Below are 22,170 nucleotides of genomic sequence, written 5' to 3' on the forward strand. Positions count from 1 at the left end.
GTTCCGGCCGTCGGCTGTACGGTCTGCACGAGTTGATGTTCGTGCGGGTGCGGGGGAGGCGGTCGGTATGACCAGAAGCGGTTCGGAGGCGACGACTCGGGCGCCGTCGGCGTGGGAGCGTCGGCTGCCGCGGGTTCCGGGCTTCGCCGAATGGCCCGCCGCGGGGTCCTCCAAGGAGGAGGGCAAGGCACTCCGGAAGCGGGTGCCGCGCCGGGCGCACGCCGCGCTGGACCCGGACGCGGCCCGCCCCGACGCGGTGCGCGCCGTCGAGGAGTCGAACCGCGGCCGGATTCCGGAGCTCGTCCCCATGAGGATCGGCCGGATGGCGGCCACCCCCTTCGCCTTCCTGCGCGGAACGGCGGGACTCATGGCGTACGACCTGGCGCGCACGCCCACGACCCGGATCGGCGCCCAGATCTGCGGCGACGCCCACGCGGCCAACTTCGGCCTGTACGGCGACGCGCGCGGCGGCCTCATCATCGATCTGAACGACTTCGACGAGACGGTCCGCGGCCCCTGGGAATGGGACCTCAAGCGCCTCGCGGCCTCGCTGGTGCTCGCGGGCCGTGAGGCGGGCGCGGACGAGGACGCCTGCCGCCGGGCGGCCCACGACGCGGTGGGCGCCTACCGCCGCACCATGCGGCTGCTCGCCAGACTGCCGGTGCTGGACGCGTGGAACGCCATCGCCGACGAGGAACTCGTCTCCCACACCGACGCGCACGACCTGCTCGGCACCCTGGAACGGGTCTCCGAGAAGGCCCGGGCCAACACCAGCGGGCGCTTCGCGGCCCGATCGACCGAGCCCACCGAGGACGGCGGACGCCGCTTCGTCGACGCCCCGCCGGTGCTGCGACGCGTTCCGGACGCGGAGGCGGCGGCGGTCGCGGCCTCCCTGGAGCAGTACCTGACGACGCTCCCGGAGGACCGGCTCCCCCTGCTGGCCCGGCACGCGGTGCACGACGTCGCGTTCCGCGTCGTCGGCACCGGCAGCGTCGGCACCCGGTCGTATGTCGTGCTGCTCCTGGACCACCGCGGCGAAGCACTCGTGCTCCAGGTGAAGGAGGCCCGTCCGTCGGCGCTGGTGCCGCATCTGGTGACGGCCGGCTTCGAGACGCCGTCCGCCGAGCACGAGGGCCGACGGGTGGTCCTCGGCCAGAAGCGCATGCAGGTCGTCAGCGACATCCTGCTGGGCTGGACGACGGTCGAGGGACGGCCCTTCCAGGTCCGGCAGTTCCGCAACCGCAAGGGCAGCGTCGACCCCACGGCGCTGACCACCGACCAGATGGACGACTACGCCCGCATGACCGGCGCCCTCCTGGCCCGCGCCCACTCCCACAGCGCCGACCCACGCCTGATCGCCGGGTACTGCGGCAAGAGCGAGGAGCTGGACGAGGCCGTGGCCGCCTTCGCCGTCGCCTACGCCGACCGCACCGAGGCCGACCACGCCGACCTGGTGACGGCGGTGCGGGCCGGTCGGATCGCGGCGGAGCCGGGTGTCTGAGGGAAGGCGACCGCGTGCGTGAGTGCGCGGGGCCGCGGGCGGTCGCGCCCCCCACCGGCGCCTCGACGGCCCGGGACGCGGGGCACGCCTCTCCGCACCGAGTGGCGGTCCCGCCCGGGCGGCGGCGGCCGCACGGCCGGCCCTGAAGGAATCCGCACCGGACCTCCCGGCCCCGGTGCGAGCCGGGCACGGCGGTTCCGTGGCCTACGCTGGTCGGGTGACGACCCCGGAAGCTGAGCAGGGTGGTGGCGGCGCCGGTGAGGAGCGGGTGACGCCCCAGAGCGGCGCACGGCCCGAGGAACGGCTGGAGCAGGCCGTTCGGACCGCCGAGCGGGCACTCATCGAGTACGAGATCGCGGTGGAGACCTTCCGCGTGGAGGTCGAGAACTTCTCCCGGTTGCACGAACAGAGACTCGGCCCGATGTACGCGCGGCTGGAGGAGCTGGACGCCCAGATCCTGGAGGCCAGGGCCGCCCGCACCGGTGACCCCGAGGACCGGCGCCGGGCGGACGAGGCGCGGGCCCGGCTGATGCCGATCCCCGGTGTCGAGGAACTGCTGCACGGCTGGATGGACGGCAGCGGTCTGTTCCCCGAGGCCACGGCGATGCTCACGGACCAGGCGGTGCGGCCTCCGCAGCGGGTGCGGCCCAGCGAGGAGGCCCGCAAGCTCTACCGCGAGCTGGCCCGCAAGGCCCACCCGGATCTGGCGCAGGAGGAGGGCGAGCGCAAGCGGCGCGAGGAGTTCATCACCCGGGTCAACGCCGCCTACGCACGCGGAGACGAGAAGGAGCTGCGGGAGCTGGCCGAGGAGTGGGCCGCCGGACCGCAGCTGAGGCGGAGCCCGAGCCGCGGCGAGGAACTCTACGCCCGCCTCGAATGGCTCGTCCAGCGCAAGGAGCTGCTGACGCTGATGGCGAAGGAGCTGGAGGAGAGCGCGATCGGCGCGATGCTCCGGCTGGCTCCGGACGACCCCGACGGCCTGCTGGACGAGATCGCCGAACAGCTGAAGGCCCAGATCACGGAGCGGGAGTCCGAGCTGGCGGCGGTGCTGGGACAGGTGTGAGCGCGGTGATCGCCGGCGCTGCCGCCGGGACGGCCTCCGGTGCGCTCGGGACGAACCGGCCCCGGGGCGCCGGGTGGGTCCTGAACGCCGCGGGTGGTGCCGGTGCCGGCCCGTGGTGGTGGGGCGGGCGGTGCGCCGGGCAGGTCGGGTAGCGTCGAAGGCATGAGTTTCGGAGCTGGTGTGCCCACGGTCGAGGTCGCGGACCTCAAGGACGGCGACTTCCTGCTGGACGTCCGTGAGGACGACGAGTGGCAGGCGGGTCACGCCGAAGGAGCGCTGCACATCCCCATCAGCGAGTTCGTGGCCCGGTACGGGGAGCTGGCCGAGGCGGCCCCGCAGGACGGCCGGGTCCATGTGATCTGCCGCTCCGGCGGCCGGTCGGCGCAGGTCACGATGTACCTGCTCCAGCAGGGCATCGACGCGGTGAACGTCGACGGCGGCATGCAGGTGTGGGCGGCAAAGGGCCGCCCCGTCGTGAACGACAAGGGCGAACCGGGATACGTCCTCTAGGACGGCCGCTCCCCGCCGGGCGCCCCGGCGGGTCCGTTCCCTGCGGTCGGCCCGGTGGGCGTGTTCCGACGTCCGGGCCGGGAGGCACGCGGAGGGAGTGCCGCCACCAGGTCGCCCAAGAGCTCCTCGTGTGCTTACGGCCGTGCTCGGGTGACAGCGCGCCCTCCGGCAACCGGGACCGGGCGGGCGGCGGGCCCTCCGGGGACGGCGCGCGCCCACAGCGGGAACGGCGTCTCCGCAAAGGGCTTCCAGACGCCCGGAAGGATGCCCGGGCGTCTGGAGAGGGATCCGGAGGTGCGGGAGGGGCCCAGGTGTCCGGGACGTCCGGCGTGCCGGTGCGGCGCGGTCCTCACCTGTCGAAGTCCAGCTCCACCTTCTCCGTCACCGGATGCGACTGGCAGGCGAGCACGTATCCGGCCTCCGTCTCCTCCGGTTCCAGCGCGAAGTTGCGGTCCATCCGTACCTCGCCCGAGACCAGGAAGGCCCGGCACGTGCCGCACACCCCGCCCTTGCAGGCGTAGGGCGCGTCGGGCCGGTTGCGCAGCACCGTCGCCAGGAGGGACTCGCCCTCCCGCACCGGCCAGGTCCCGCCGCGGCCGTCGAGGCGGGCGGTCACCGTGCTGTGGGCGGGAGCCGGGGGCGGGGAAGCGGAGGCCGTGCCGGCGTCCACGTGGAAGATCTCCTCGTGGATGCGGGTGCGCGGCACACCGAGTCCGCGCAGCGCCCGCTCGGCCTCCTGGACCAGCCCGAACGGCCCGCACAGGAACCATCCGTCCACCCGCTCCACCGGCAGCAGCGACGGAAGCAGCCCGGTCAGCCGCTCCCGGTCCAGCCGGCCGGACGGCAGCCCCGCCTGCTGCTCCTCGCGGGAGAGGACGGTGACCAGCTGCAGCCGCTCCGGGTAGCGGTCCTTCAGGTCGGCGACCTCTTCCAGGAACATCGTCGAGGCGGACGTACGGTCGCTGCGTATCAGGCAGAACCGGGCCCCGGGCTCGCGCGCCAGCAGGGTCGAGACGATCGACAGCACCGGGGTGATGCCGCTGCCGCCGAGGATCGCGGCGTACAGGCCGGGCGCGGGCTCCAGCGTGAAGCGGCCGGCCGGGGTCATCACCTCCAGTTCGTCACCGGCGCCGATCTCCTTCAGGGCGTACGTGGAGAAGGCCCCGCCCTCGACCAGCCGCACGCCCACCCGCAGTTCCCGGGGTCCCTCGTTGCCCGGTGCGGGGGAGCAGATCGAGTAGGTGCGCCGTATCTCCCGCCCGTCGGCCGTGCGGCGCAGGGCGAGGTGCTGGCCCGGAGCGTGCCGGTACTCCTCGCGCAGGTGCGGGGGCACGGCGAGGGTGAGGGCCACGGAGTCGTCGGTGAGCCGGTCGACCGCGGCCACCCGGAGCCGGTGGAAGCGGGCCATCACAACTCCTTGAAGTGGTCGAACGGCTCACGGCACGACAGGCAGCGCCGCAGTGCCTTGCAGGCGGTGGACGAGAAGCGGCTGAGCAGCTCGGTGTCGGAGGAGCCGCAGTGCGGGCAGCGGACCGGGCCGGTGGCCACGGGAGCCCCGGCGGGACCGGGCTTCCGCGCGGCCGCCGGGAGCGTGCGGGGCGGGCCCAGTGCCACGGGGACCGGGCCGGCCGCCCGCCGGGCGCGCGGCGGGGCTATGCCGTGCTCTCGCAGCTTGCGCCGCCCCTCGTCGGTGATGTCGTCCGTCGACCAGGCGGGTGTGAGCACCGTGCGGACCGTGACCCGCCGCATGCCGTGCCGGCGCAGTACCCGCTCTATGTCGAGGGACATCGCCTCGATCGCCGGACAGCCGGTGTAGGTCGGGGTCAGCTCCACCTCGGCCGTGTCCGTGCCGTGGACGTGCACCGCGCGCAGCACACCCAGTTCGCGCAGGGTCAGCACGGGCAGTTCCGGGTCGGGCACCGACCCGGCGAGCTGGAGGAGTTCCGCCTCCAGCGGTGTCGCGGCCGTCACCATGACGCCCCCGGGTGGCTGCGGTGCAGATGCTGCATCTCGGCGAGCATCCGCCCGAAGGGCTCGGTGTGCAGGCCCTGCCGGCCCGCCCCGGCCGACCACGCTCCCGAGCGCGGTCCCTCGGGCACCGTCAGCGTGGCCCGGCGCAGCACGTCCCCGACCGTCTCCAGCCAGGCCGCCTCCATCCCCGCCCAGTCGGCGTCGAGGCCCTCCACCGGCTGGAACATCTCGCCGGTGTACCGCCACAGCGCCGCGCACGCGCGGTGCATCCGCTCATGGCTGACGTCCGTGCCGTCGCCGAGGCGCAGGGTCCACTGCTCGGCGTGGTCGCGGTGGTAGGCGACCTCCTTGACGGCCTTCGCGGCCAGGGGTGCGAAGGGGCCGTCCCCGGCGGCCAGTTCGGCGTACAGCAGCTGCTGGTAGGCCGAGAAGTACAGCTGGCGGGCGATGGTGTGGGCGAAGTCGCCGTTCGGCTGCTCGACGAGCTGGAGGTTGCGGAAGGCGCGCTCCTCGCGCAGATACGCCAGCTCGTCCTCGTCGCCGGCCATGGACAGCAGCACCCGGGCCTGGCCGAGCAGGTCGAGGGCGATGTTGGTGAGGGCGACCTCCTCCTCCAGGGCGGGAGCGTGACCCGCCCACTCCGCGAGGCGGTGGGAGAGCACCAGGGCGTCGTCGCCGAGGGCCAGGGCCGCCGCCGTGGGGACGGTGGTCGTCTCCGGTGCCGTCACAGGTGGCGCACCCCTTCCGGGATCTCGTAGAACGTCGGGTGCCGGTACGGCTTGTCGGCGGCCGGTTCGAAGAACGGGTCCTTCTCGTCCGGCGAGGACGCCGTGATCGCCGACGACGGGACGACCCAGATCGACACGCCTTCGCCGCGCCGGGTGTACAGGTCGCGGGCGTTGCGCAGGGCCAGCTCCGCGTCCGGCGCGTGCAGGCTGCCGGCGTGGGTGTGGGACAGGCCGCGGCGTGACCGTACGAAGACCTCCCACAGGGGCCAGTCGGTGGTGCTCATGCCCGCGCCTCCTCGCGCTCGCCGGAGTTCCCGCCGGTGTGTTTCGCCGCGTACGCCGCGGCCGCCTCCCTGACCCAGGCGCCCTCCTCGTGGGCCCGCCTGCGCTGGGTCAGCCGCTGTTCGTTGCAGGGGCCGTTGCCCTTGAGGACCTCCCGGAACTCCGTCCAGTCGATCGGGCCGAAGTCGTAGTGCCCGCGCTCCTCGTTCCACTTCAGGTCCGGGTCGGGGAGGGTGAGGCCGAGGGACTCGGCCTGCGGGACGCAGATGTCGACGAAGCGCTGGCGCAGCTCGTCGTTCGAGTGCCGCTTGATCTTCCAGGCCATCGACTGGGCCGAGTGCTGTGAGGCGTCGTCGGGCGGGCCGAACATCATCAGGGACGGCCACCACCAGCGGTTCACCGCGTCCTGCGCCATGGCGTGCTGTTCGGGCGTGCCGCGGCTGAGGGCGAGCAGCAGCTCGTACCCCTGGCGCTGGTGGAAGGACTCCTCCTTGCAGATGCGGACCATCGCGCGGGCGTACGGGCCGTACGAGCAGCGGCACAGGGGGACCTGGTTGGTGATCGCGGCGCCGTCCACCAGCCAGCCGATCGCGCCGACGTCCGCCCAGGTCAGGGTGGGGTAATTGAAGATCGAGGAATACTTCTGGCGGCCCGAGTGGAGCTTGTCGAGCAGCTCGTCGCGGCTGACGCCCAGGGTTTCGGCGGCGCCGTACAGGTACAGACCGTGCCCCGCCTCGTCCTGGACCTTCGCCATCAGGATGGCCTTGCGGCGCAGGGAGGGCGCGCGGGTGATCCAGTTGGCCTCCGGCTGCATGCCGATGATCTCGGAGTGCGCGTGCTGGGCGATCTGCCGGACGAGCGTCGCGCGGTAGGCGTCGGGCATCCAGTCGCGCGGCTCGATGCGCTCGTCGGCGGCCACGGCGGCGTCGAAGGCGCGCTGGTACGCGGCGGTTTCGTCGGTGCCGTCCGGGGTGCCGTACGCCGTGGTGCCGGCCCCGGCCGTCTGCTGCGCGGCTGCTGTCGCCATGCGGTCCCCCTCGCCCTGGGCTCTGCCGGGAACATCCTCCCGACCGATCGTTCGGTTGATGTGACTCCATGGTGAGCCGGGGGCCGGGAGGTGTCAACCGCTGTGGACGGTCCGCGGGGCCGCCCGGACGGCGGCGCGCCGCGACGGTCCGCGACGGCGGTGTGGCGACGGCCACGCGGGGCGGGTCCGCCCGGGGCTGTGCCCGGGCGGGCGGTCCTGAGTACCGTTCCCGTTCGAGTGCCGCGCAGCGGTGCGCGGGCGGCACGGGGCCCCGCGGACGGGTGGGCGGGCGAGACGGCGGACCGGGATCGGGAACGGGGCGGAATGGACGCGTACGACACGGGCTCGAACGCCCGGCACGGGCCGGACGCGCCGGGCGGCCCCGTCCGGCCCGGGGACGCCCGGCCCCCCGCGCCCAGGGCGCCGCACGATCCCACGCTCCCCGTCCCCGCCCCGCTCCCCGGGCCCCGCACCGGCGTCGCCGCGCTCTCCCTGCGCTGCCGGATGGTCGCCGCGCTGGCGCTCGCGGTCGTCGCGGGCGTGGTCTGTGTGCATCTCGGCATGACGTTCCTGCACGTCGCTCCGCCGAACACGGTCAGCAAGCGGCACGGCGCGGCGATCGACGACTGGATCTACCCGGAGTTCGAGCAGAACTGGAAGCTCTTCGCGCCGAACCCGCTGCAGCAGAACATCGCCGTACAGGTCCGCGCCGAGGTGCGGACGGCGGACGGCGGGGTGCGCACGACGGGCTGGTACGACCTGTCCGCCCAGGACGGGCGGGCCGTCGACGGCAATCCGCTGCCGAGCCACACCCAGCAGAACCAGCTGCGCCGCGCCTGGGACGTCTTCGTCGCCACGCACGACGGCGACAACCGCCCGGTGGGCCTGCGCGGCGCCCTGGCCGAGACGTATCTGCGCCGCCTCGTGGTGCTGCGCCTGGACCGCGTGGCCGCGGCCGGGCCGGGCGGCGTCGTCGACCGCGTCCAGGTCCGCTCGCGCACCACTCCCGTGCCGCCGCCCGCATGGAGCCGGGAGAAGGTCCCGGACCGGCCGGTGTACCGGACGCTGTCCTGGTGGCCGGTGCCGGCGGGCGAGGCCGAGGGGGGTGCCGGGTGAACCGCTTCGCCCTGGCAGTCTCACGCGGCATCGCCCGGGTCACCGAGGCCGCCCTCGGCCCGTACCAGACCGCGGTGATCCGCATCGGCTTCAGCGCGACCTGGCTGCTGTTCCTGCTGCGCGAGTTCCCCCACCGCCGGGAGCTGTACGGACCCGACGGTCCCTGGAGCCGGGAGCTCGCCGAGCAGCTGATCGCGGCGAACGGCGCCTTCACCGCCCTGATGTGGTCCGGCGGCCGGCTCTGGTTCGAGGCCGTCTACGCGCTGGCCGCGCTGGCCGCCGCGCTGCTGTTGCTGGGCTGGCGCACCCGCACCCTGTCGGTGCTCTTCATGGTGGGCGTGCTCTCGCTGCAGAACCGCAGCGTCTTCGTGGGGGACGGCGGAGACAACGTCCTGCACCTGATGTGCGTCTACCTGGTCTTCACGCGCTGCGGCCAGGTGTGGTCGCTGGACGCCCGCCGGGGGCGGCGGGCGGCTCGGGCACGCGCGCGCGGCGAGCGGGTCGTCGACCGGACCGGGCCCGTCCTGTGGTGCGTGCTCGGCGTCGCGCTGGTCGCGGTGACCCTGGCGGGCCGGATGGACGGCGACCGGTTCGTGCCGGCGCTGCTGTGGACGGTGTGGCTCGGGCAGGGCCTGTGGTGGCTGGCCGGGCGCCGCGCCGGGAGCGCCGAGCCGCGGCTCCTGCTCGACGTCGTGGCCAACATCGTGCACAACGGCGCACTGCTGGTGATCATGGCCGAGACCTGCCTGATCTACGCGACCGCCGGCTGGTACAAGGTCCAGGGCTCGCGCTGGCAGGACGGCACCGCCGTCTACTACCCCCTGCACCTCGACTCCTTCTCGCCCTGGCCCGCGCTCGCCGGCCTGCTGTCCGCCAGCGGCACGGTGGTGATGCTCGTGACGTACGGCACGGTCGTCGTGCAGGTCGCCTTCCCGTTCACCCTGTTCAACCGGCGGGTGAAGAACGTCCTGCTGGCCGTCATGATCATCGAGCACGCGGCGATCGCCGTGGTGCTCGGGCTGCCGTTCTTCTCGCTGGCGATGATCGCGGCCGACGCGGTCTTCCTGCCGACGCCGTTCCTGCGCCGCCTGGGCGGCTGGGCGGCACGCGCGAGGGGAGGGCCGCTCCCGGGCCGGGGCCGGGCAGCGGCGCCCCGGCAGCACACCCCGAAGGACGCCGGGCATCCGCACGTAGGCTTCACGTCATGACCGATCCCGTACGTCTCTGGCGCCGGCTCGCCGACGCCTCCGTGCTGCTCGACGGCTTCCACGCCCTCAAGCACGCGGTGCGTTTCGGCGCCGAGGTGCCGGTGGCGGTCACCGACGACCGCCGGGCCGCCCTCGCCCTCGCCGACGAACTGGCCCCGGACGTGCGGGACGCGTTGGACGCGCTCCTGGCCGAGGTCCCGACGGCGACGTACCGGAGCCTGGTGCCGCGCCCGCACCCCACCGCGGTCGCCGCCCTGGCGGTGCGCCCCCCGCGCGCGGCCCACCTCGGCAGGCTGGCGCGCCTGCCCCGCACCGCGCCCGTGGTGGTCCTCGACAACCCGCGCAACCTGGGCAACGCGGGCGCCGTGATCCGGCTGGCCGCCGGTTTCGGGGCGACCGGCGTGGTCACCACCGGCACGCTCGACCCGTGGCACCCCACGGTCGTGCGCGGCGGGGCGGGGCTGCACTTCGCGACCGCCGTGGAGCGGCTGGACGTGGACGAGCTGCCGCCGGGCCCGGTGTTCGCCCTCGACCCGGAGGGCGAGGACATCCGGGGGCTGAAGCTGCCGGACGAGGCGCTGCTCGCCTTCGGTTCGGAGCGCAGCGGGCTGTCCCGGGCGCTGCGCGCGCGTGCCGATCATCTGGTGGCGCTGCCGATGCGCCCCCAGGTCTCCAGCTACAACCTCGCGACCAGCGTGGCCATGACGCTGTACCACTGGAGCGCCACCGGGGGCGCACCGCACCCGCGTTAGGCCTCCCGGCGCACCTCCACCACCCGGAACCGGTTCGCCACGAACGCGCCGTCGCACAGGGCGGCGTTGGCGGCCGGGTTGCCGCCCGAGCCGTGGAAGTCGGAGAAGGCGGCCGTCTGGTTGACGTACACCCCGCCGGTGAGGTTGAGGGACAGCTGGGCGGCCTCCTCCAGGCAGACCTCCTCGACCGCCTGCTCGACCCCGGCGTCGGTGGTGTAGGCGCCGACCGTCATCGCGCCCTTCTCCCGGATGCCGCGCCGCAGCAGCTCCACCGCGTGCGCGGCGGAGTCGACCGCCACGGCGAAGGAGACCGGCCCGAAGCACTCGCTCATGCAGACGGCCTCGTCGTCCGGCTTGGCGCCGTCCAGCTTCACGATCACGGGCGTGCGGACGACCGCGTCCGGGAACTCCGGGTTGGTCACCTCCCGTGAGGCCAGGGCGACCTCGCCGAGGCTCGCCGCGGCCTCCAGACGGGCCTTGACGTCCGGGTTGACGATGGCGCCCAGCAGGGCGTTCGCGCGTGCGTCGTCACCGAGCAGGCCCTCCACCGCGCGGGCCAGGTCGGCGACCACCTCGTCGTAGGACTTCGGGCCCTCGTCGGTGGAGACGCCGTCCCTGGGGATCAGCAGGTTCTGCGGCGTGGTGCACATCTGGCCGCTGTACAGCGACAGGGAGAACGCCAGGTTGGCGAGCATGCCGCGGTAGTCGCCGGTCGACTCCACGATCACCGTGTTGACGCCGGCCTTCTCCGTGTAGACCTGCGCCTGGCGGGCGTTGGCCTCCAGCCAGTCGCCGAAGGACGTCGAGCCCGTGTAGTCGATGATCCGGATCTCCGGGCGCGTGGCGAGGGCTTTGGCGATGCCCTCGCCGGGGCGCTCGGCGGCCAGCGCCACCAGGTTCGGGTCGAAGCCCGTCTCGGCGAGCGCCTCGCGGGCGACGCGCACCGTGAGCGCGAGCGGCAGCACCGCGCGCGGGTGGGGCTTGACCAGCACCGCGTTGCCGGTGGCGAGGGAGGCGAACAGGCCCGGGTAGCCGTTCCACGTGGGGAAGGTGTTGCAGCCGATCACCAGGCCGATGCCGCGCGGGACCGGCGTGAACGTCTTGGTCAGCGCGAGCGGATCGCGCTTGCCCTGGGGTTTGGTCCACTCGGCGGCGCCGGGCGTGCGGACCTGCTCCGCGTACGCGTAGGCCACCGCCTCCAGGCCGCGGTCCTGGGCGTGCGGGCCGCCCGCCTGGAACGCCATCATGAACGCCTGGCCGGAGGTGTGCATCACCGCGTGCGCGAACTGGTGCGTGCGGTCGCTGATCCGCTTGAGGATCTCCAGGCAGACCAGCGCGCGCGTCTCCGGGCCCGCGTCCCGCCACGCCCTCTGGCCGGCCCTCATGGCGGGCAGCAGCACGTCGACGTCCGCGTGCGGGTAGGTCACCCCCAGCTCGACGCCGTACGGGGAGACCTCGCCGCCCACCCAGTCGTCCGTGCCGGGCTGGCCGAGGTCGAGGCGGGTGCCCAGGAGGGCCTCGAAGGCGGCCTTGCCCGCCGCCGCGTCCAGGCTGCCGTGCTCGCCGTAGGCCTTGGGGTGCTCGGGGTGCGGGGACCAGTACGCGCGCGTGCGGATCGCTTCCAGCGCCTGGTCGAGGGTGGGCCGGTGCCGGGCGATCAGCTCGTGCGCCGTGAGTGCGGCGGTCATGGGTGACCAACTCCTCGTCTCAAGAGCTCCTCGTCGAGCTCGTGGCCTGGCGGAAACCTGGGCGGATGGCCGGAGGGCGGGGCGCGGGGCGCCTCGTTCCGGGAAGTGGCGGGCGACGGACGGGCGGACAGAGTTAGAGTAACCGAACGATCGGTCGGGACAAGGGGGTCCGCCGCATCTGTGGACAACCTCGTGCGGGAGGATCGCGCACATGACAGCACTCGACCTCAGCAGCCCCGTGGCCGTCGTCGGCACCGGCACCATGGGCCAGGGCATCGCCCAGGTCGCGCTGGTCGCGGGCCACACCGTACGGCTGTACGACGCCGTCCCCGGACGCGCCCGGGAAGCGGCCGCGGCGATCGGCGCCCGCCTCGACCGGCTCGTCGAGAAGGACCGGCTCACCAGCGCCGGCCGGGACGCGGCCCGGGCCCGGCTGCACCCCGTGGAGGACCTCGCCGGGCTCGCGGACTGCTCCCTGGTCGTCGAGGCGGTGCTCGAGCGGCTCGACGTCAAGCAGGAGCTGTTCCGGGAGCTGGAGGGCGTCGTCGCCGAGGACTGCCTGCTCGCCACCAACACCTCCTCCCTGTCCGTCACCGCCGTCGGCGGCGCCCTCGCCCACCCGGGCCGCCTCGTCGGCCTGCACTTCTTCAACCCCGCGCCGCTGATGCCCCTGGTCGAGGTGGTCTCCGGGTTCGCCACCGACGTCTCCTCGGCCACCCGCGCGTACGAGACGGCCCGCGCCTGGGGCAAGACCCCGGTCGCCTGCGCCGACACGCCCGGATTCATCGTCAACCGCATCGCGCGGCCCTTCTACGCCGAGGCCTTCGCGGTGTACGAGGCCCATGCCGCCGACCCCGCCACCATCGACGCCGTGCTGCGCGAGTCGGGCGGCTTCCGGATGGGCGCCTTCGAGCTGACCGACCTGATCGGGCAGGACGTCAACGAGTCCGTCACGCACTCCGTGTGGCGGTCGTTCTTCCAGGACGCGCGGTTCGCGCCGTCGCTCGCCCAGCGCCGCCTGGTGGAGTCCGGCCGCCTCGGCCGCAAGGCCGGCCAGGGCTGGTACGACTACCGCGACGGCGCCGAACGCCCCGAGCCGCACACCGCGGAGCGGTGCGAACCGCCCGCCTACGTCGTCGCCGAGGGCGACCTGGGCCCGGCCTCGGAACTGCTGCCGATGATCCGCGAGGCGGGCGTCCGGGTCCGCGAGGAGGACGAGGACAACGGCACCCGGCTGGTGCTGCCCGGCGGCGGCCAGCTGGTCCTCGCCGACGGGCAGACCTCCGTGGAGTTCCAGGACGTCGTCTACTTCGACCTCGCCCTCGACTACCGCAAGGCCACCCGCATCGCCCTGTCCGCCTCCCAGGACACCTCCCCGCGGACGCTCTCCGACGCCATCGGCCTGTTCCAGGCGCTCGGCAAGAAGGTCAGCGTCATCGGTGACGTCCCCGGCATGATCGTCGCCTGCACGGTCGCGCGGATCGTCGACCTCGCGTACGACGCCGTCGCCAAGGGCGTGGCCACCGAGGAGGACATCGACACCGCGATGCGCCTGGGCGTCAACTACCCGCTCGGCCCCTTCGAGTGGAACCGCCGCCTCGGCCGCGACTGGGCGTACGGCCTCCTCGACGACCTGCACCTGCGCGACCCCTCGGGGCGCTACGCGCCGTCCCTGGCGCTCTACCGCCACGCGCACGCCTCCGACAAGCGGGAGGGCGGTTCCTCATGACCACGGCCAGGCGCGACACGTACACGCCGGAGACGCTGCTGTCCGTCGCCGTGCGGGTCTTCAACGAGCGCGGCTACGACGGCACCTCCATGGAGCACCTCTCCAGGGCGGCGGGCATCTCCAAGTCGTCGATCTACCACCACGTCACGGGCAAGGAGGAACTGCTGCGCCGGGCCGTGAGCCGGGCCCTGGACGGGCTCTTCGGGATCCTCGACGAGGAGCCCGCGCGCGTGGGGCGGGCCGCCGGGCGCCTGGAGCACGTCGTGCGGCGCATGGTCGAGGTGCTCATCGCCGAACTGCCCTACGTCACGCTGCTGCTGCGGGTGCGCGGCAACACGGACACCGAGCGATGGGCCCTGGAGCGCAGGCGGGAGTTCGACCACCGGGTGGCCGGGCTGATGAAGGAGGCCGCCGCCGACGGGGACATCCGCGGGGACGTGGAGGTGCGGCTCGCCACGCGGCTGGTGTTCGGCATGGTCAACTCGATCGTCGAGTGGTACCGGCCGGACGGGCGCGGCATGGGGGAGCGCGAGGTGGCCGAGGCCGTGGTGCGGCTGGTGTTCTCCGGGCTCCGCGAGGGCTGACGCCGGGGGCCGTCACCCCTGGGGCTCCAGGTCCTCCTCCTCGAACACCAGCAGCGTGCGGGTGCTGAGCACCTCGGGGATGGCCTGGAGCCGGGTGAGCACCAGTTCGCGCAGGGCCCGGTTGTCGGGCGTGTGCACCAGCAGCAGGACATCGAAGTCGCCGCCCACCAGGGCGATGTGCGAGGCGCCGGGGAGCTGTCTGAGCCGTTCGCGCACCGTGCGCCAGGAGTTCTGGACGATCTTCAGGGTGACGTAGGCCGAGGTGCCCTGCCCGGCGCGCTCGTGGTCGACGCGGGCGCCGAAGCCGCGGATCACACCGTCCTCGACGAGCCGGTTGATCCGCGCGTAGGCGTTCGCGCGCGAGACGTGCACCCGCTCGGCGACCGATCGTATCGAGGCGCGGCCGTCCGCCTGGAGGATGCGCAGGATGTCCTGGTCGATGGCGTCCAGGGGGCGGGGCGGCGGCGGGGGGCCGGTGTCCTCCGGGCCCGCGGCGCCCTCGGCCATTTGTTCAGATGCCATGTCCCCCCGCCTCCCTACCATGGACGTGCTGCGTTCATCCCAGGCTGTGCAGAACCGTTTGTCCACAGCCCGGTGGTGCCTGTAGCCAAAATGTGCCGTCGACCGAACAATCGGTAGGTGAGGCGTGTCACACCCGTGACGCGCCGCAGAGCCGCTCCCACGAGGAGGTGCCGTCATGACGGTCATGGAGCAGCGAGGTGCGTATCGGCCGGCGCCGCCGCCCGCCTGGCAGCCCCGCACCGATCCCGCGCCGCTGCTGCCCGACGCGGAGCCGTACCGGGTCCTCGGCACGCCGGCGGCCGCCGAGGCCGATCCCGAACTGCTGCGCACGCTCTACGCCCAGCTGGTCCGCGGCCGTCGCTACAACACGCAGGCCACGGCCCTGACCAAGCAGGGCCGGCTCGCGGTCTACCCCTCCAGCACCGGCCAGGAGGCCTGCGAGGTCGCCGCCGCGCTGGTCCTGGGGGAGCGGGACTGGCTCTTCCCCAGCTACCGCGACACGCTCGCCGCCGTCGCCCGCGGCGTGGACCCCGTGGCGGCGCTGACCCTGCTGCGCGGCGACTGGCACACCGGCTACGACCCCCGCGAGCACCGCGTCGCCCCCCTGTGCACCCCGCTCGCCACCCAGCTCCCGCACGCCGTCGGCCTCGCGCACGCGGCCCGCCTCAAGGGCGACGACGTGGTGGCGCTGGCGATGGTCGGTGACGGCGGCACCAGCGAGGGCGACTTCCACGAGGCGCTGAACTTCGCCGCCGTGTGGCAGGCCCCGGTGGTCTTCCTGGTCCAGAACAACGGCTTCGCGATCTCCGTCCCGCTCGCCAAGCAGACCGCGGCCCCGTCCCTGGCCCACAAGGCCGTCGGCTACGGCATGCCCGGCCGCCTGGTCGACGGCAACGACGCCGCCGCCGTGCACGAGGTGCTCGGCGACGCCGTGCGGCACGCGCGCGCGGGCGGCGGCCCCACCCTCGTCGAGGCGGTCACCTACCGCGTCGACGCCCACACCAACGCCGACGACGCGACCCGCTACCGCGGTGACGCCGAGATCGAGGTCTGGCGCGAGCACGACCCGATCCTGCTGCTGGAGCGGGAGCTGACCGGACGGGGCCTGCTCGACGAGGCCGGCGTCCGGGCCGCGCGGCAGGACGCCGAGGACTTCGCCGCCGCCCTGCGCGAGCGCATGAACCAGGACCCGGCGCTCGACCCCATGGACCTGTTCACCCATGTGTACGCCGAGCCGACCGCCCAGCTCGGGGAGCAGCGCGAGCAGTTGCGGGCCGAGCTGGAGGCGGAGGCCGAGTCGGAGGGGGCGCGCCGATGACCACCGTCGCCGTCAAGCCGGCCACCATGGCGCAGGCGCTCACGCGCGCGCTGCGCGACGCGATGGCCGCCGACCCGGGTGTCCACGTCCTGGGCGAGGACGTCGGCACCCTCGGCGGCGTCTTCCGGGTGACGGACGGGCTCGCCGCGGAGTTCGGCGAGCACCGCTGCACGGACACGCCGCTCGCCGAGGCGGGCATCCTCGGCACGGCCGTCGGCATGGCGATGTACGGCCTCAGGCCGGTCGTGGAGATGCAGTTCGACGCGTTCGCCTACCCCGCGTTCGAGCAGCTGGTCAGCCATGTGGCCCGGATGCGCAACCGCACGCGCGGCAGGATGCCGATGCCGCTGACCGTCCGCGTCCCCTACGGCGGCGGCATCGGCGGCGTCGAGCACCACAGCGACTCCTCCGAGGCGTACTACATGGCGACTCCGGGGCTGCACGTCGTCACGCCCGCGACCGTCGCCGACGCCTACGGGCTGCTGCGTGCCGCCATCGCCTCCGACGACCCGGTCGTCTTCCTGGAGCCCAAGCGGCTGTACTGGTCGAAGGACGCCTGGAACCCCGAGGAGCCCACGCCCGTTGAACCGATAGGCCGCGCGGTGGTGCGGCGCTCAGGGCGGAGCGCCACGCTCATCACGTACGGGCCGTCCGTACCCGTCTGCATGGAGGCGGCCGAGGCGGCCCGGGCCGAGGGCTGGGACCTCGAAGTCGTCGATCTGCGCTCCCTGGTGCCGTTCGACGACGAGACGGTGTGCGCCTCGGTGCGGCGGACGGGACGCGCGGTCGTCGTCCACGAGTCGGGTTCCTTCGGGGGTCCGGGCGGGGAGATCGCGGCCCGGGTCACGGAGCGCTGCTTCCACCACCTGGAGGCGCCGGTGCTGCGTGTGGCCGGGTTCGACATCCCGTATCCGCCGCCGATGCTGGAGCGCCACCACCTGCCCGGTGTGGACCGGATCCTCGACGCCGTGGGGCGTCTGCAGTGGGAGGCCGAGAGCTGATGGCACAGGTGCTGGAGTTCAAGCTCCCCGATCTCGGTGAAGGACTCACCGAGGCGGAGATCGTGCGCTGGCTGGTGCAGGTCGGGGACGTCGTCGCCGTCGACCAGCCGGTCGTCGAGGTCGAGACGGCCAAGGCGATGGTCGAGGTGCCCTGCCCCTACGGCGGAGTCGTCACGGCCCGCTTCGGCGAGGAGGGCACGGAGCTGCCCGTCGGGGCGCCCCTGCTGACGGTCGCGGTGGGCGGGCCGGCCGGCGCCGCGGGGACGGACGGCCCGGGCGGCGGCCGGGCGGAACCCGCCGGCGCCGCGTCGCCGGAGCCCGCCGGCGCCGTGCCGACGGCGGACTCCGGCACCGGGGGCTCGGGCAACGTGCTGGTCGGCTACGGCACGTCGCAGGCGCCGGCGCGACGGCGACGGGTACGGCCGCGGCAGCCGGCGTCCGCGACGCCGGGACCGCGGGCCGCGGCGGACGGGCCGGCCGGGTCCGCGGTCCCGGTCGGCGGACCCGCCGCGGCGGACGGGCGGCCCGGCGCCGCCGGTGCCGTGCCCGGGCCCGCCGTGGCGCCGACGGCGGTGAACGGGAGCGCCGCCGCCCCCGGAGCGGAGCCCGGCCGCCCGGACGCCGCCGAGGCGGCCGACGGCCCCGTCCCCGTCATCTCGCCGCTGGTCCGCAGGCTGGCCCGGCAGAACGGCCTGGACCTGCGGGAACTGACCGGCTCCGGACCGGACGGACTGATCCTGCGGGCGGACGTGGAGTACGCGCTGCGTGCCGCCGCCGCACAGGGCCGTACGGCGGCGCCGGCCACCGCCGCGGAGCCGCACGCGCGCGAGGCGCGGCCGGCGGCGGCCACGGCGCCCCCCGCCCCCGCGCCCGTCTCCCCCGGTGGCGTCCGCATCCCCCTCAAGGGCGTCCGGGGCGCGGTCGCCGACAAGCTCTCCCGCAGCCGGCGCGAGATACCGGACGCGACCTGCTGGGTGGACGCCGACGCCACCGAGCTGATGCGGGCGCGGGCGGCGATGAACGCGGCGGGCGGGCCGAAGATCTCCCTGATCGCCCTGCTGGCCCGGATCTGCACCGCCGCACTGGCCCGCTTCCCCGAGCTGAACTCCACCGTCGACACCGCGGCCCGGGAGGTCGTCCGGTTCGACCACGTCCACCTGGGCTTCGCCGCGCAGACCGACCGGGGACTGGTCGTGCCCGTCGTCCGGGACGCGCATACGCGGGACGCCGAGTCGCTGACCGCGGAGTTCGCCCGGCTCACCGAGGCGGCCCGGGCGGGCACGCTGACGCCCGCGGACCTCACCGGCGGGACCTTCACGCTGAACAACTACGGGGTGTTCGGCGTCGACGGCTCCACGCCGATCGTCAACCACCCCGAGGCGGCCATGCTCGGCGTCGGGCGCATCGTGCCCAAGCCCTGGGTGCACGAGGGCGAGCTGGCGGTGCGGCAGGTCGTGCAGCTGTCGCTCACCTTCGACCACCGGGTGTGCGACGGCGGCACGGCGGGTGGTTTCCTGCGGTACGTGGCGGACTGCGTGGAACAGCCGGCGGTGCTGCTGCGGACGCTGTGAGCGCGGCGGCTCCCCCGCGTTCCCCGTGATCGGACCGCCCCGCATACTCGGAGGGTGACCGCGTACGAGCCCCCGGGCGGCCCCGGTGCCGAGGCCTACGACGCCGTCGTGCTCGCCGGGGGCGCCGCCCGGCGGCTCGGCGGCGTGGACAAGCCCGGCGTGCGCGTCGGCGGCCGGGCCCTGCTCGACCGGGTGCTGACCGCCTGCGCCGACGCCCGCACGACCGTGGTCGTCGCCGAGCCCCGGGCCACCGCGCGTCCGGTGCTGTGGGCGCGCGAGACCCCGCCCGGCGGCGGTCCGCTCGCCGCGCTGGAGGCCGGGCTGCGCCGCACCACCGCCCCGTACGTCGTCGTCCTCTCCGCCGACCTGCCCTTCCTCGACGGCGGCACGGTACGGCGGCTGCTGGGCGCCCTCCGGGAGAACGACGGCGGGCCGCTCACCGCCTCCGGCCGAAGGCCGCTCACCGCCCCCGACGGCGTGCTGCTCACCGACCCCGACGGCCGCGACCAGCCCCTCGTCGCCGCGTACCGGGCGGAGTCCCTGCGCCGCCGGCTCACCGGACTCGCCGCCGGACACGGCGGCCTCGCCGGGCTTCCCCTGCGACGGCTGACCGCCCGGCTCAACCTCACCCGCCTCCCGGACCCCGTCGCGTCCTTCGACTGCGACACCTGGGACGACATCGCCACCGCAAGGGCACGCATCAGGGAGCATGGGCACGTGTTGGATGAATGGATTTCCGCAGCCAAGGCCGAGCTGGGCATCGACCTCGACGTCGACACCGGAGTCCTGCTCGACCTCGCCCGTGACGCGGCCCACGGCGTGGCCAGGCCCGCGGCACCGCTGACCACCTTCCTCGTCGGTTACGCGGCCGCGCGGGCCGGGGGCGGGCCCGACGCGGTGGCCGAGGCCGCCCGCAAGGCCGCGGCCCTCGCCCTCCGCTGGGCGGACGAGGAGACCTCCGGCGCCCGGTCCGCCACCGGACCCGCCGGCGCGGAGCCCTCCGAAGGCCGCCCCGACGTGGCTCCCGACGCCACGCCCGACACCCGCCCGGACGCCGGATGACCGCCCGCGGCATCCGGACCGACGAGGACGCCGACGACCTCGACGCCGAGGAGGCGCTCGCTCCCGTGAAGCAGGACCACGGCCCCGCCCCGGACGGCCATGCTCCCGCACCCCCCGCGCACCGGGGACACCGGACGGCCCACGACTCCCGCGCCGCGCACGCCCGGTCCGGAGCGACCCCCTGGCCCGAGGCCCGCGACTCCCGCGCCGCGCACGCCCGATCCGGCGCCACACCCTGGCCCGAGGCCCGCGAGATTGCCGCCCGCGCCGTTCGCGCCGCCGTCCGGAGCGCCCGCCGCGTCCTCGTCCCGGTGCCCCTCGACGCGGCCCTCGGCCTCACCCTGGCCGCCCCTCTCACCGCCCTCACCGACCTGCCCTCCTTCGACACCTCCGCGATGGACGGCTGGGCGGTCGCCGGCCCCGGCGCCTGGGAGGTACGCGACGCGGGGGTGCTGGCCGGGCACGCGGAACCGGAGCCGCTCACCGACGGGACGGCCGTACGGATCGCGACCGGTGCCCGTATCCCGCCGGGCACCACCGCCGTTCTGCGCACCGAGCACGGCCGCATCGACGACCGGGGCCGCCTGCACGCCACCCGCGAGGTGGTGCCCGGCCAGGACACCCGCCCCCGCGGCCAGGAGTGCCGCAGCGGCGACCAGCTGCTGCCCGTCGGCACCCAGGTCACCCCGGCCGTCCTGGGCCTCGCCGCGGCCGCCGGGTACGACACGGTCACCGTCGTGCCCCGCCCCAGGGTCGACGTGTTCGTCCTCGGTGACGAGCTGCTCACCGGGGGCCTGCCGCGCGACGGCCTGATCCGGGACGCGCTCGGCCCGATGCTGCCGCCCTGGCTGCGGGCGCTCGGCGCCGAGGTCACCGCCGTCCGCAGGATCGGTGACGACGCCGAGGCGCTGCACGGGGCGCTCACGGCCTCCGGCGCCGATGTCGTCGTCACCACCGGCGGCACCGCCGCGGGCCCGGTCGACCACGTCCGCCCCACGCTGCGCCGGATCGGGGCGGAACTCCTCGTGGACGGCGTCCAGGTGCGTCCCGGTCACCCCATGCTGCTGGCCCGCACCAAGGAGAACCAGCACCTCGTCGGCCTGCCCGGGAACCCGCTCGCCGCCGTCTCCGGCCTGCTCACCCTGGCCGAGCCCCTGGTGCGGATCCTGGCCGCGCGCCCGGCTCCGCAGCCGTGCGCGATGCCGCTGGCGGAGGGGGCGCAGGGGCATCCGCGCGACACCCGGCTCATCCCCGTCGTGCTGCGCGGCGACCGTGCCGTGCCGCTGCACTACAACGGCCCGGCCATGCTGCGCGGCATCGCGGCCGCCGACGCCCTGGCCGTCGTCCCGCCGGGCGGGGCACGACCCGGCCAGGAGACGGAACTGCTCGACCTGCCCTGGGCGTCCCAGGGAATCGGGGTGTGTTTCACGTGAAACTTCCGCGCCAGGACACCATCGCCCGCCAGCCGGACGAACATCTCGTGACCCATCGGGTGCTGCTCCCGAGAAAGATCGTGGAGCACCCGATCCGCCAGGTGGCCAAGAGGCTGTCCATGGCCCTGGTGGTCCTCGTGGTGACCGCGGCCATCGTCTACGCCGACCGCGACGGCTACAAGGACAACAACGGCGACGGCGTCGATCTCCTCGACGCCTTCTACTACGCGACCGTCACCCTCTCCACCACCGGGTACGGCGACATCACCCCGGCCGGCGACGCCGCCCGGCTCGTCAACATCCTCGTCGTCACACCCCTGCGCGTGCTGTTCCTGATCATCCTGGTCGGCACCACACTCGAGGCCCTCACCGAACGCACCCGTGAGGAATGGCGCCTGAACCGCTGGAGGTCCACGTTGCGCGATCACACCGTCGTCATCGGCTTCGGCACGAAGGGGCGGTCGGCGATCCGGACCGTGTGTGCGACGGGGCTGAAGAAGGACCAGGTCGTGGTGGTCGACCCCAGCTCCAAGGTGATCGACGCGGCGGCGGCCGAGGGCTACGCGGGCATCATCGGCGACGCCACCCGCAGCGATGTGCTCCGACGGGCCGAGGTGCACAAGGCACGGCAGATCATCGTCGCCACCCAGCGCGACGACACGGCCGTGCTGGTGACGCTGACGGCCCGGCAGCTCAACCGCGGCGCGAAGATCGTGGCCGCCGTGCGCGAGGAGGAGAACGCGCCGCTGCTGAAGCAGTCCGGCGCCGACGCGGTCATCACCAGCGCCAGCGCGGCCGGCCGGCTGCTCGGCCTGTCGGTGCTCAGCCCCGCCGCCGGCATGGTGATGGAGGACCTCATCCAGCAGGGCAGCGGGCTCGACATCGTCGAACGGCCGGTCATAAAGGCCGAGGTGGGCAAGACGCCACGGGAGACGGACGACCTGGTGGTCAGCGTCATACGCGGGCACCGGGTGCTCGGTTACGACGATCCGGCCGTCGGGAAGCTGGAGCTGACGGACCGGCTCATCACCATCGTGCGGGCGACGCCGGGCACACAGGTCGCGCCCGACATGCGCCCGCTGCCGCGCGACTGAACCACTCGCC

21 protein-coding genes are annotated in these 22,170 nt (G+C 74.4%); 14 read left to right on the forward strand and 7 right to left on the reverse strand.

Annotated elements, in window-relative coordinates; translation table 11 throughout:
* Nucleotides 1-67: 67 nt before the first annotated feature.
* The 3 genes from ACIBAI_RS13035 to ACIBAI_RS13045 all read left to right on the forward strand — a co-directional run bounded on the left by ACIBAI_RS13035 (nt 68) and on the right by ACIBAI_RS13045 (nt 3,074).
* Nucleotides 68-1,501, forward strand: coding sequence for a DUF2252 domain-containing protein (locus tag ACIBAI_RS13035; RefSeq protein ID WP_399033639.1), 1,434 nt, complete (start codon nt 68-70; stop codon nt 1,499-1,501).
* Nucleotides 1,502-1,718: 217 nt separating this feature from the next.
* On the forward strand, nt 1,719-2,564 hold the full coding sequence (locus ACIBAI_RS13040) for a hypothetical protein (RefSeq protein WP_399033641.1): 846 nt from the start codon (nt 1,719-1,721) through the stop codon (nt 2,562-2,564).
* A 180-nt stretch (nt 2,565-2,744) separates the two neighbouring features.
* Nucleotides 2,745-3,074: a rhodanese-like domain-containing protein gene (locus ACIBAI_RS13045; RefSeq protein ID WP_399033967.1), complete on the forward strand. Its 330-nt coding sequence runs from the start codon at nt 2,745-2,747 to the stop codon at nt 3,072-3,074.
* 349 nt (nt 3,075-3,423) lie between these two features.
* On the opposite strand, the gene ACIBAI_RS13050 is transcribed toward ACIBAI_RS13045, so the two are convergent.
* Genes ACIBAI_RS13050 through paaA form a run of 5 tightly spaced genes read right to left on the reverse strand, consistent with a single transcriptional unit; the run spans nt 3,424 to nt 7,082 of the window.
* Nucleotides 3,424-4,482: a 2Fe-2S iron-sulfur cluster-binding protein gene (locus tag ACIBAI_RS13050; protein WP_399033642.1), complete on the reverse strand. Its 1,059-nt coding sequence runs from the start codon at nt 4,480-4,482 to the stop codon at nt 3,424-3,426.
* A complete protein-coding gene (gene paaD / locus ACIBAI_RS13055; protein WP_399033969.1) occupies nt 4,482-5,045 on the reverse strand; it encodes a 1,2-phenylacetyl-CoA epoxidase subunit PaaD in 564 nt (187 codons plus the stop codon). Before paaD ends, ACIBAI_RS13050 begins: the two co-directional genes overlap by 1 nt.
* Nucleotides 5,042-5,773 carry a 1,2-phenylacetyl-CoA epoxidase subunit PaaC gene (gene paaC, locus ACIBAI_RS13060; RefSeq protein WP_399033644.1) on the reverse strand — a complete coding sequence of 244 codons (732 nt, stop codon included), beginning with the start codon at nt 5,771-5,773 and terminating at the stop codon, nt 5,042-5,044. Before paaC ends, paaD begins: the two co-directional genes overlap by 4 nt.
* Nucleotides 5,770-6,057 carry a 1,2-phenylacetyl-CoA epoxidase subunit PaaB gene (gene paaB, locus ACIBAI_RS13065; RefSeq protein WP_344600550.1) on the reverse strand — a complete coding sequence of 96 codons (288 nt, stop codon included), beginning with the start codon at nt 6,055-6,057 and terminating at the stop codon, nt 5,770-5,772. Before paaB ends, paaC begins: the two co-directional genes overlap by 4 nt.
* Complete coding sequence (paaA, locus tag ACIBAI_RS13070; RefSeq protein WP_399033647.1) at nt 6,054-7,082, reverse strand: 1,2-phenylacetyl-CoA epoxidase subunit PaaA; 1,029 nt, start codon at nt 7,080-7,082, stop codon at nt 6,054-6,056. Before paaA ends, paaB begins: the two co-directional genes overlap by 4 nt.
* Before the next feature lie 324 nt (nt 7,083-7,406).
* On the opposite strand from paaA, the gene ACIBAI_RS13075 reads away from it, so the two are divergent.
* Genes ACIBAI_RS13075 through ACIBAI_RS13085 form a run of 3 tightly spaced genes read left to right on the forward strand, consistent with a single transcriptional unit; the run spans nt 7,407 to nt 10,158 of the window.
* On the forward strand, nt 7,407-8,198 hold the full coding sequence (locus tag ACIBAI_RS13075) for a DUF5819 family protein (RefSeq protein WP_399033649.1): 792 nt from the start codon (nt 7,407-7,409) through the stop codon (nt 8,196-8,198).
* Entirely contained in the window at nt 8,195-9,406 is a 1,212-nt protein-coding gene (locus ACIBAI_RS13080; RefSeq protein WP_399033651.1) for an HTTM domain-containing protein, read from the forward strand. Before ACIBAI_RS13075 ends, ACIBAI_RS13080 begins: the two co-directional genes overlap by 4 nt.
* On the forward strand, nt 9,403-10,158 hold the full coding sequence (locus tag ACIBAI_RS13085; protein WP_399033654.1) for a TrmH family RNA methyltransferase: 756 nt from the start codon (nt 9,403-9,405) through the stop codon (nt 10,156-10,158). The genes ACIBAI_RS13080 and ACIBAI_RS13085 overlap by 4 nt, the downstream gene beginning before the upstream one ends.
* Here the strand turns inward: ACIBAI_RS13085 and paaN are convergent.
* The gene (gene paaN, locus ACIBAI_RS13090; RefSeq protein WP_399033655.1) at nt 10,155-11,846 is read right to left on the reverse strand and encodes a phenylacetic acid degradation protein PaaN; all 1,692 of its coding nucleotides are present in this window, start codon (nt 11,844-11,846) and stop codon (nt 10,155-10,157) included. The two genes, ACIBAI_RS13085 and paaN, sit on opposite strands and share 4 nt — an antisense overlap.
* A gap of 211 nt (nt 11,847-12,057) precedes the next feature.
* Between paaN and ACIBAI_RS13095 the strand changes: the two genes are divergently transcribed.
* Both ACIBAI_RS13095 and ACIBAI_RS13100 read left to right on the forward strand, forming a co-directional pair.
* A complete protein-coding gene (locus ACIBAI_RS13095) occupies nt 12,058-13,575 on the forward strand; it encodes a 3-hydroxyacyl-CoA dehydrogenase (protein WP_399033656.1) in 1,518 nt (505 codons plus the stop codon).
* The gene (locus ACIBAI_RS13100; RefSeq protein ID WP_344600536.1) at nt 13,572-14,159 is read left to right on the forward strand and encodes a TetR/AcrR family transcriptional regulator; all 588 of its coding nucleotides are present in this window, start codon (nt 13,572-13,574) and stop codon (nt 14,157-14,159) included. The genes ACIBAI_RS13095 and ACIBAI_RS13100 overlap by 4 nt, the downstream gene beginning before the upstream one ends.
* A gap of 12 nt (nt 14,160-14,171) precedes the next feature.
* Here the strand turns inward: ACIBAI_RS13100 and ACIBAI_RS13105 are convergent, their stop codons facing one another.
* The gene (locus tag ACIBAI_RS13105; RefSeq protein WP_399033658.1) at nt 14,172-14,681 is read right to left on the reverse strand and encodes an Lrp/AsnC family transcriptional regulator; all 510 of its coding nucleotides are present in this window, start codon (nt 14,679-14,681) and stop codon (nt 14,172-14,174) included.
* Nucleotides 14,682-14,856: 175 nt separating this feature from the next.
* Between ACIBAI_RS13105 and pdhA the strand changes: the two genes are divergently transcribed.
* Genes pdhA through ACIBAI_RS13135 form a run of 6 tightly spaced genes read left to right on the forward strand, consistent with a single transcriptional unit; the run spans nt 14,857 to nt 22,160 of the window.
* The gene (gene pdhA / locus ACIBAI_RS13110; RefSeq protein ID WP_399033660.1) at nt 14,857-15,999 is read left to right on the forward strand and encodes a pyruvate dehydrogenase (acetyl-transferring) E1 component subunit alpha; all 1,143 of its coding nucleotides are present in this window, start codon (nt 14,857-14,859) and stop codon (nt 15,997-15,999) included.
* Nucleotides 15,996-17,000 (forward strand): alpha-ketoacid dehydrogenase subunit beta, encoded by a 1,005-nt coding sequence (locus tag ACIBAI_RS13115; RefSeq protein WP_344600530.1) that lies wholly within the window; start codon nt 15,996-15,998, stop codon nt 16,998-17,000. Before pdhA ends, ACIBAI_RS13115 begins: the two co-directional genes overlap by 4 nt.
* The gene (locus tag ACIBAI_RS13120; RefSeq protein ID WP_399033662.1) at nt 17,000-18,571 is read left to right on the forward strand and encodes a 2-oxo acid dehydrogenase subunit E2; all 1,572 of its coding nucleotides are present in this window, start codon (nt 17,000-17,002) and stop codon (nt 18,569-18,571) included. The genes ACIBAI_RS13115 and ACIBAI_RS13120 overlap by 1 nt, the downstream gene beginning before the upstream one ends.
* A 54-nt stretch (nt 18,572-18,625) precedes the next feature.
* The gene (locus ACIBAI_RS13125) at nt 18,626-19,633 is read left to right on the forward strand and encodes a DUF6457 domain-containing protein (RefSeq protein ID WP_399033664.1); all 1,008 of its coding nucleotides are present in this window, start codon (nt 18,626-18,628) and stop codon (nt 19,631-19,633) included.
* On the forward strand, nt 19,630-21,066 hold the full coding sequence (locus ACIBAI_RS13130; protein ID WP_399033665.1) for a molybdopterin molybdotransferase MoeA: 1,437 nt from the start codon (nt 19,630-19,632) through the stop codon (nt 21,064-21,066). The genes ACIBAI_RS13125 and ACIBAI_RS13130 overlap by 4 nt, the downstream gene beginning before the upstream one ends.
* On the forward strand, nt 21,063-22,160 hold the full coding sequence (locus ACIBAI_RS13135) for a potassium channel family protein (protein ID WP_399033667.1): 1,098 nt from the start codon (nt 21,063-21,065) through the stop codon (nt 22,158-22,160). The genes ACIBAI_RS13130 and ACIBAI_RS13135 overlap by 4 nt, the downstream gene beginning before the upstream one ends.
* Nucleotides 22,161-22,170: the final 10 nt, after the last annotated feature.

Origin of the sequence: Streptomyces sp. NPDC051041 (assembly GCF_044456065.1) — a bacterium.
Taxonomy (GTDB): domain Bacteria; phylum Actinomycetota; class Actinomycetes; order Streptomycetales; family Streptomycetaceae; genus Streptomyces; species Streptomyces glaucus.

Bases quoted from the DNA above. Each gene is read 5' to 3' on its own strand.
- paaA (WP_399033647.1), bottom strand. From the start codon at position 7,082: ATGGCGACAGCAGCCGCGCAGCAGACGGCCGGGGCCGGCACCACGGCG.
- ACIBAI_RS13120 (WP_399033662.1), top strand. From the start codon at position 17,000: ATGGCACAGGTGCTGGAGTTCAAGCTCCCCGATCTCGGTGAAGGACTC.
- ACIBAI_RS13105 (WP_399033658.1), bottom strand. From the start codon at position 14,681: ATGGCATCTGAACAAATGGCCGAGGGCGCCGCGGGCCCGGAGGACACC.
- ACIBAI_RS13095 (WP_399033656.1), top strand. From the start codon at position 12,058: ATGACAGCACTCGACCTCAGCAGCCCCGTGGCCGTCGTCGGCACCGGC.
- ACIBAI_RS13130 (WP_399033665.1), top strand. From the start codon at position 19,630: ATGACCGCCCGCGGCATCCGGACCGACGAGGACGCCGACGACCTCGAC.
- ACIBAI_RS13115 (WP_344600530.1), top strand. From the start codon at position 15,996: ATGACCACCGTCGCCGTCAAGCCGGCCACCATGGCGCAGGCGCTCACG.
- ACIBAI_RS13100 (WP_344600536.1), top strand. From the start codon at position 13,572: ATGACCACGGCCAGGCGCGACACGTACACGCCGGAGACGCTGCTGTCC.
- ACIBAI_RS13085 (WP_399033654.1), top strand. From the start codon at position 9,403: ATGACCGATCCCGTACGTCTCTGGCGCCGGCTCGCCGACGCCTCCGTG.
- paaN (WP_399033655.1), bottom strand. From the start codon at position 11,846: ATGACCGCCGCACTCACGGCGCACGAGCTGATCGCCCGGCACCGGCCC.
- pdhA (WP_399033660.1), top strand. From the start codon at position 14,857: ATGACGGTCATGGAGCAGCGAGGTGCGTATCGGCCGGCGCCGCCGCCC.
- ACIBAI_RS13075 (WP_399033649.1), top strand. From the start codon at position 7,407: ATGGACGCGTACGACACGGGCTCGAACGCCCGGCACGGGCCGGACGCG.
- ACIBAI_RS13050 (WP_399033642.1), bottom strand. From the start codon at position 4,482: ATGGCCCGCTTCCACCGGCTCCGGGTGGCCGCGGTCGACCGGCTCACC.
- paaB (WP_344600550.1), bottom strand. From the start codon at position 6,057: ATGAGCACCACCGACTGGCCCCTGTGGGAGGTCTTCGTACGGTCACGC.
- ACIBAI_RS13035 (WP_399033639.1), top strand. From the start codon at position 68: ATGACCAGAAGCGGTTCGGAGGCGACGACTCGGGCGCCGTCGGCGTGG.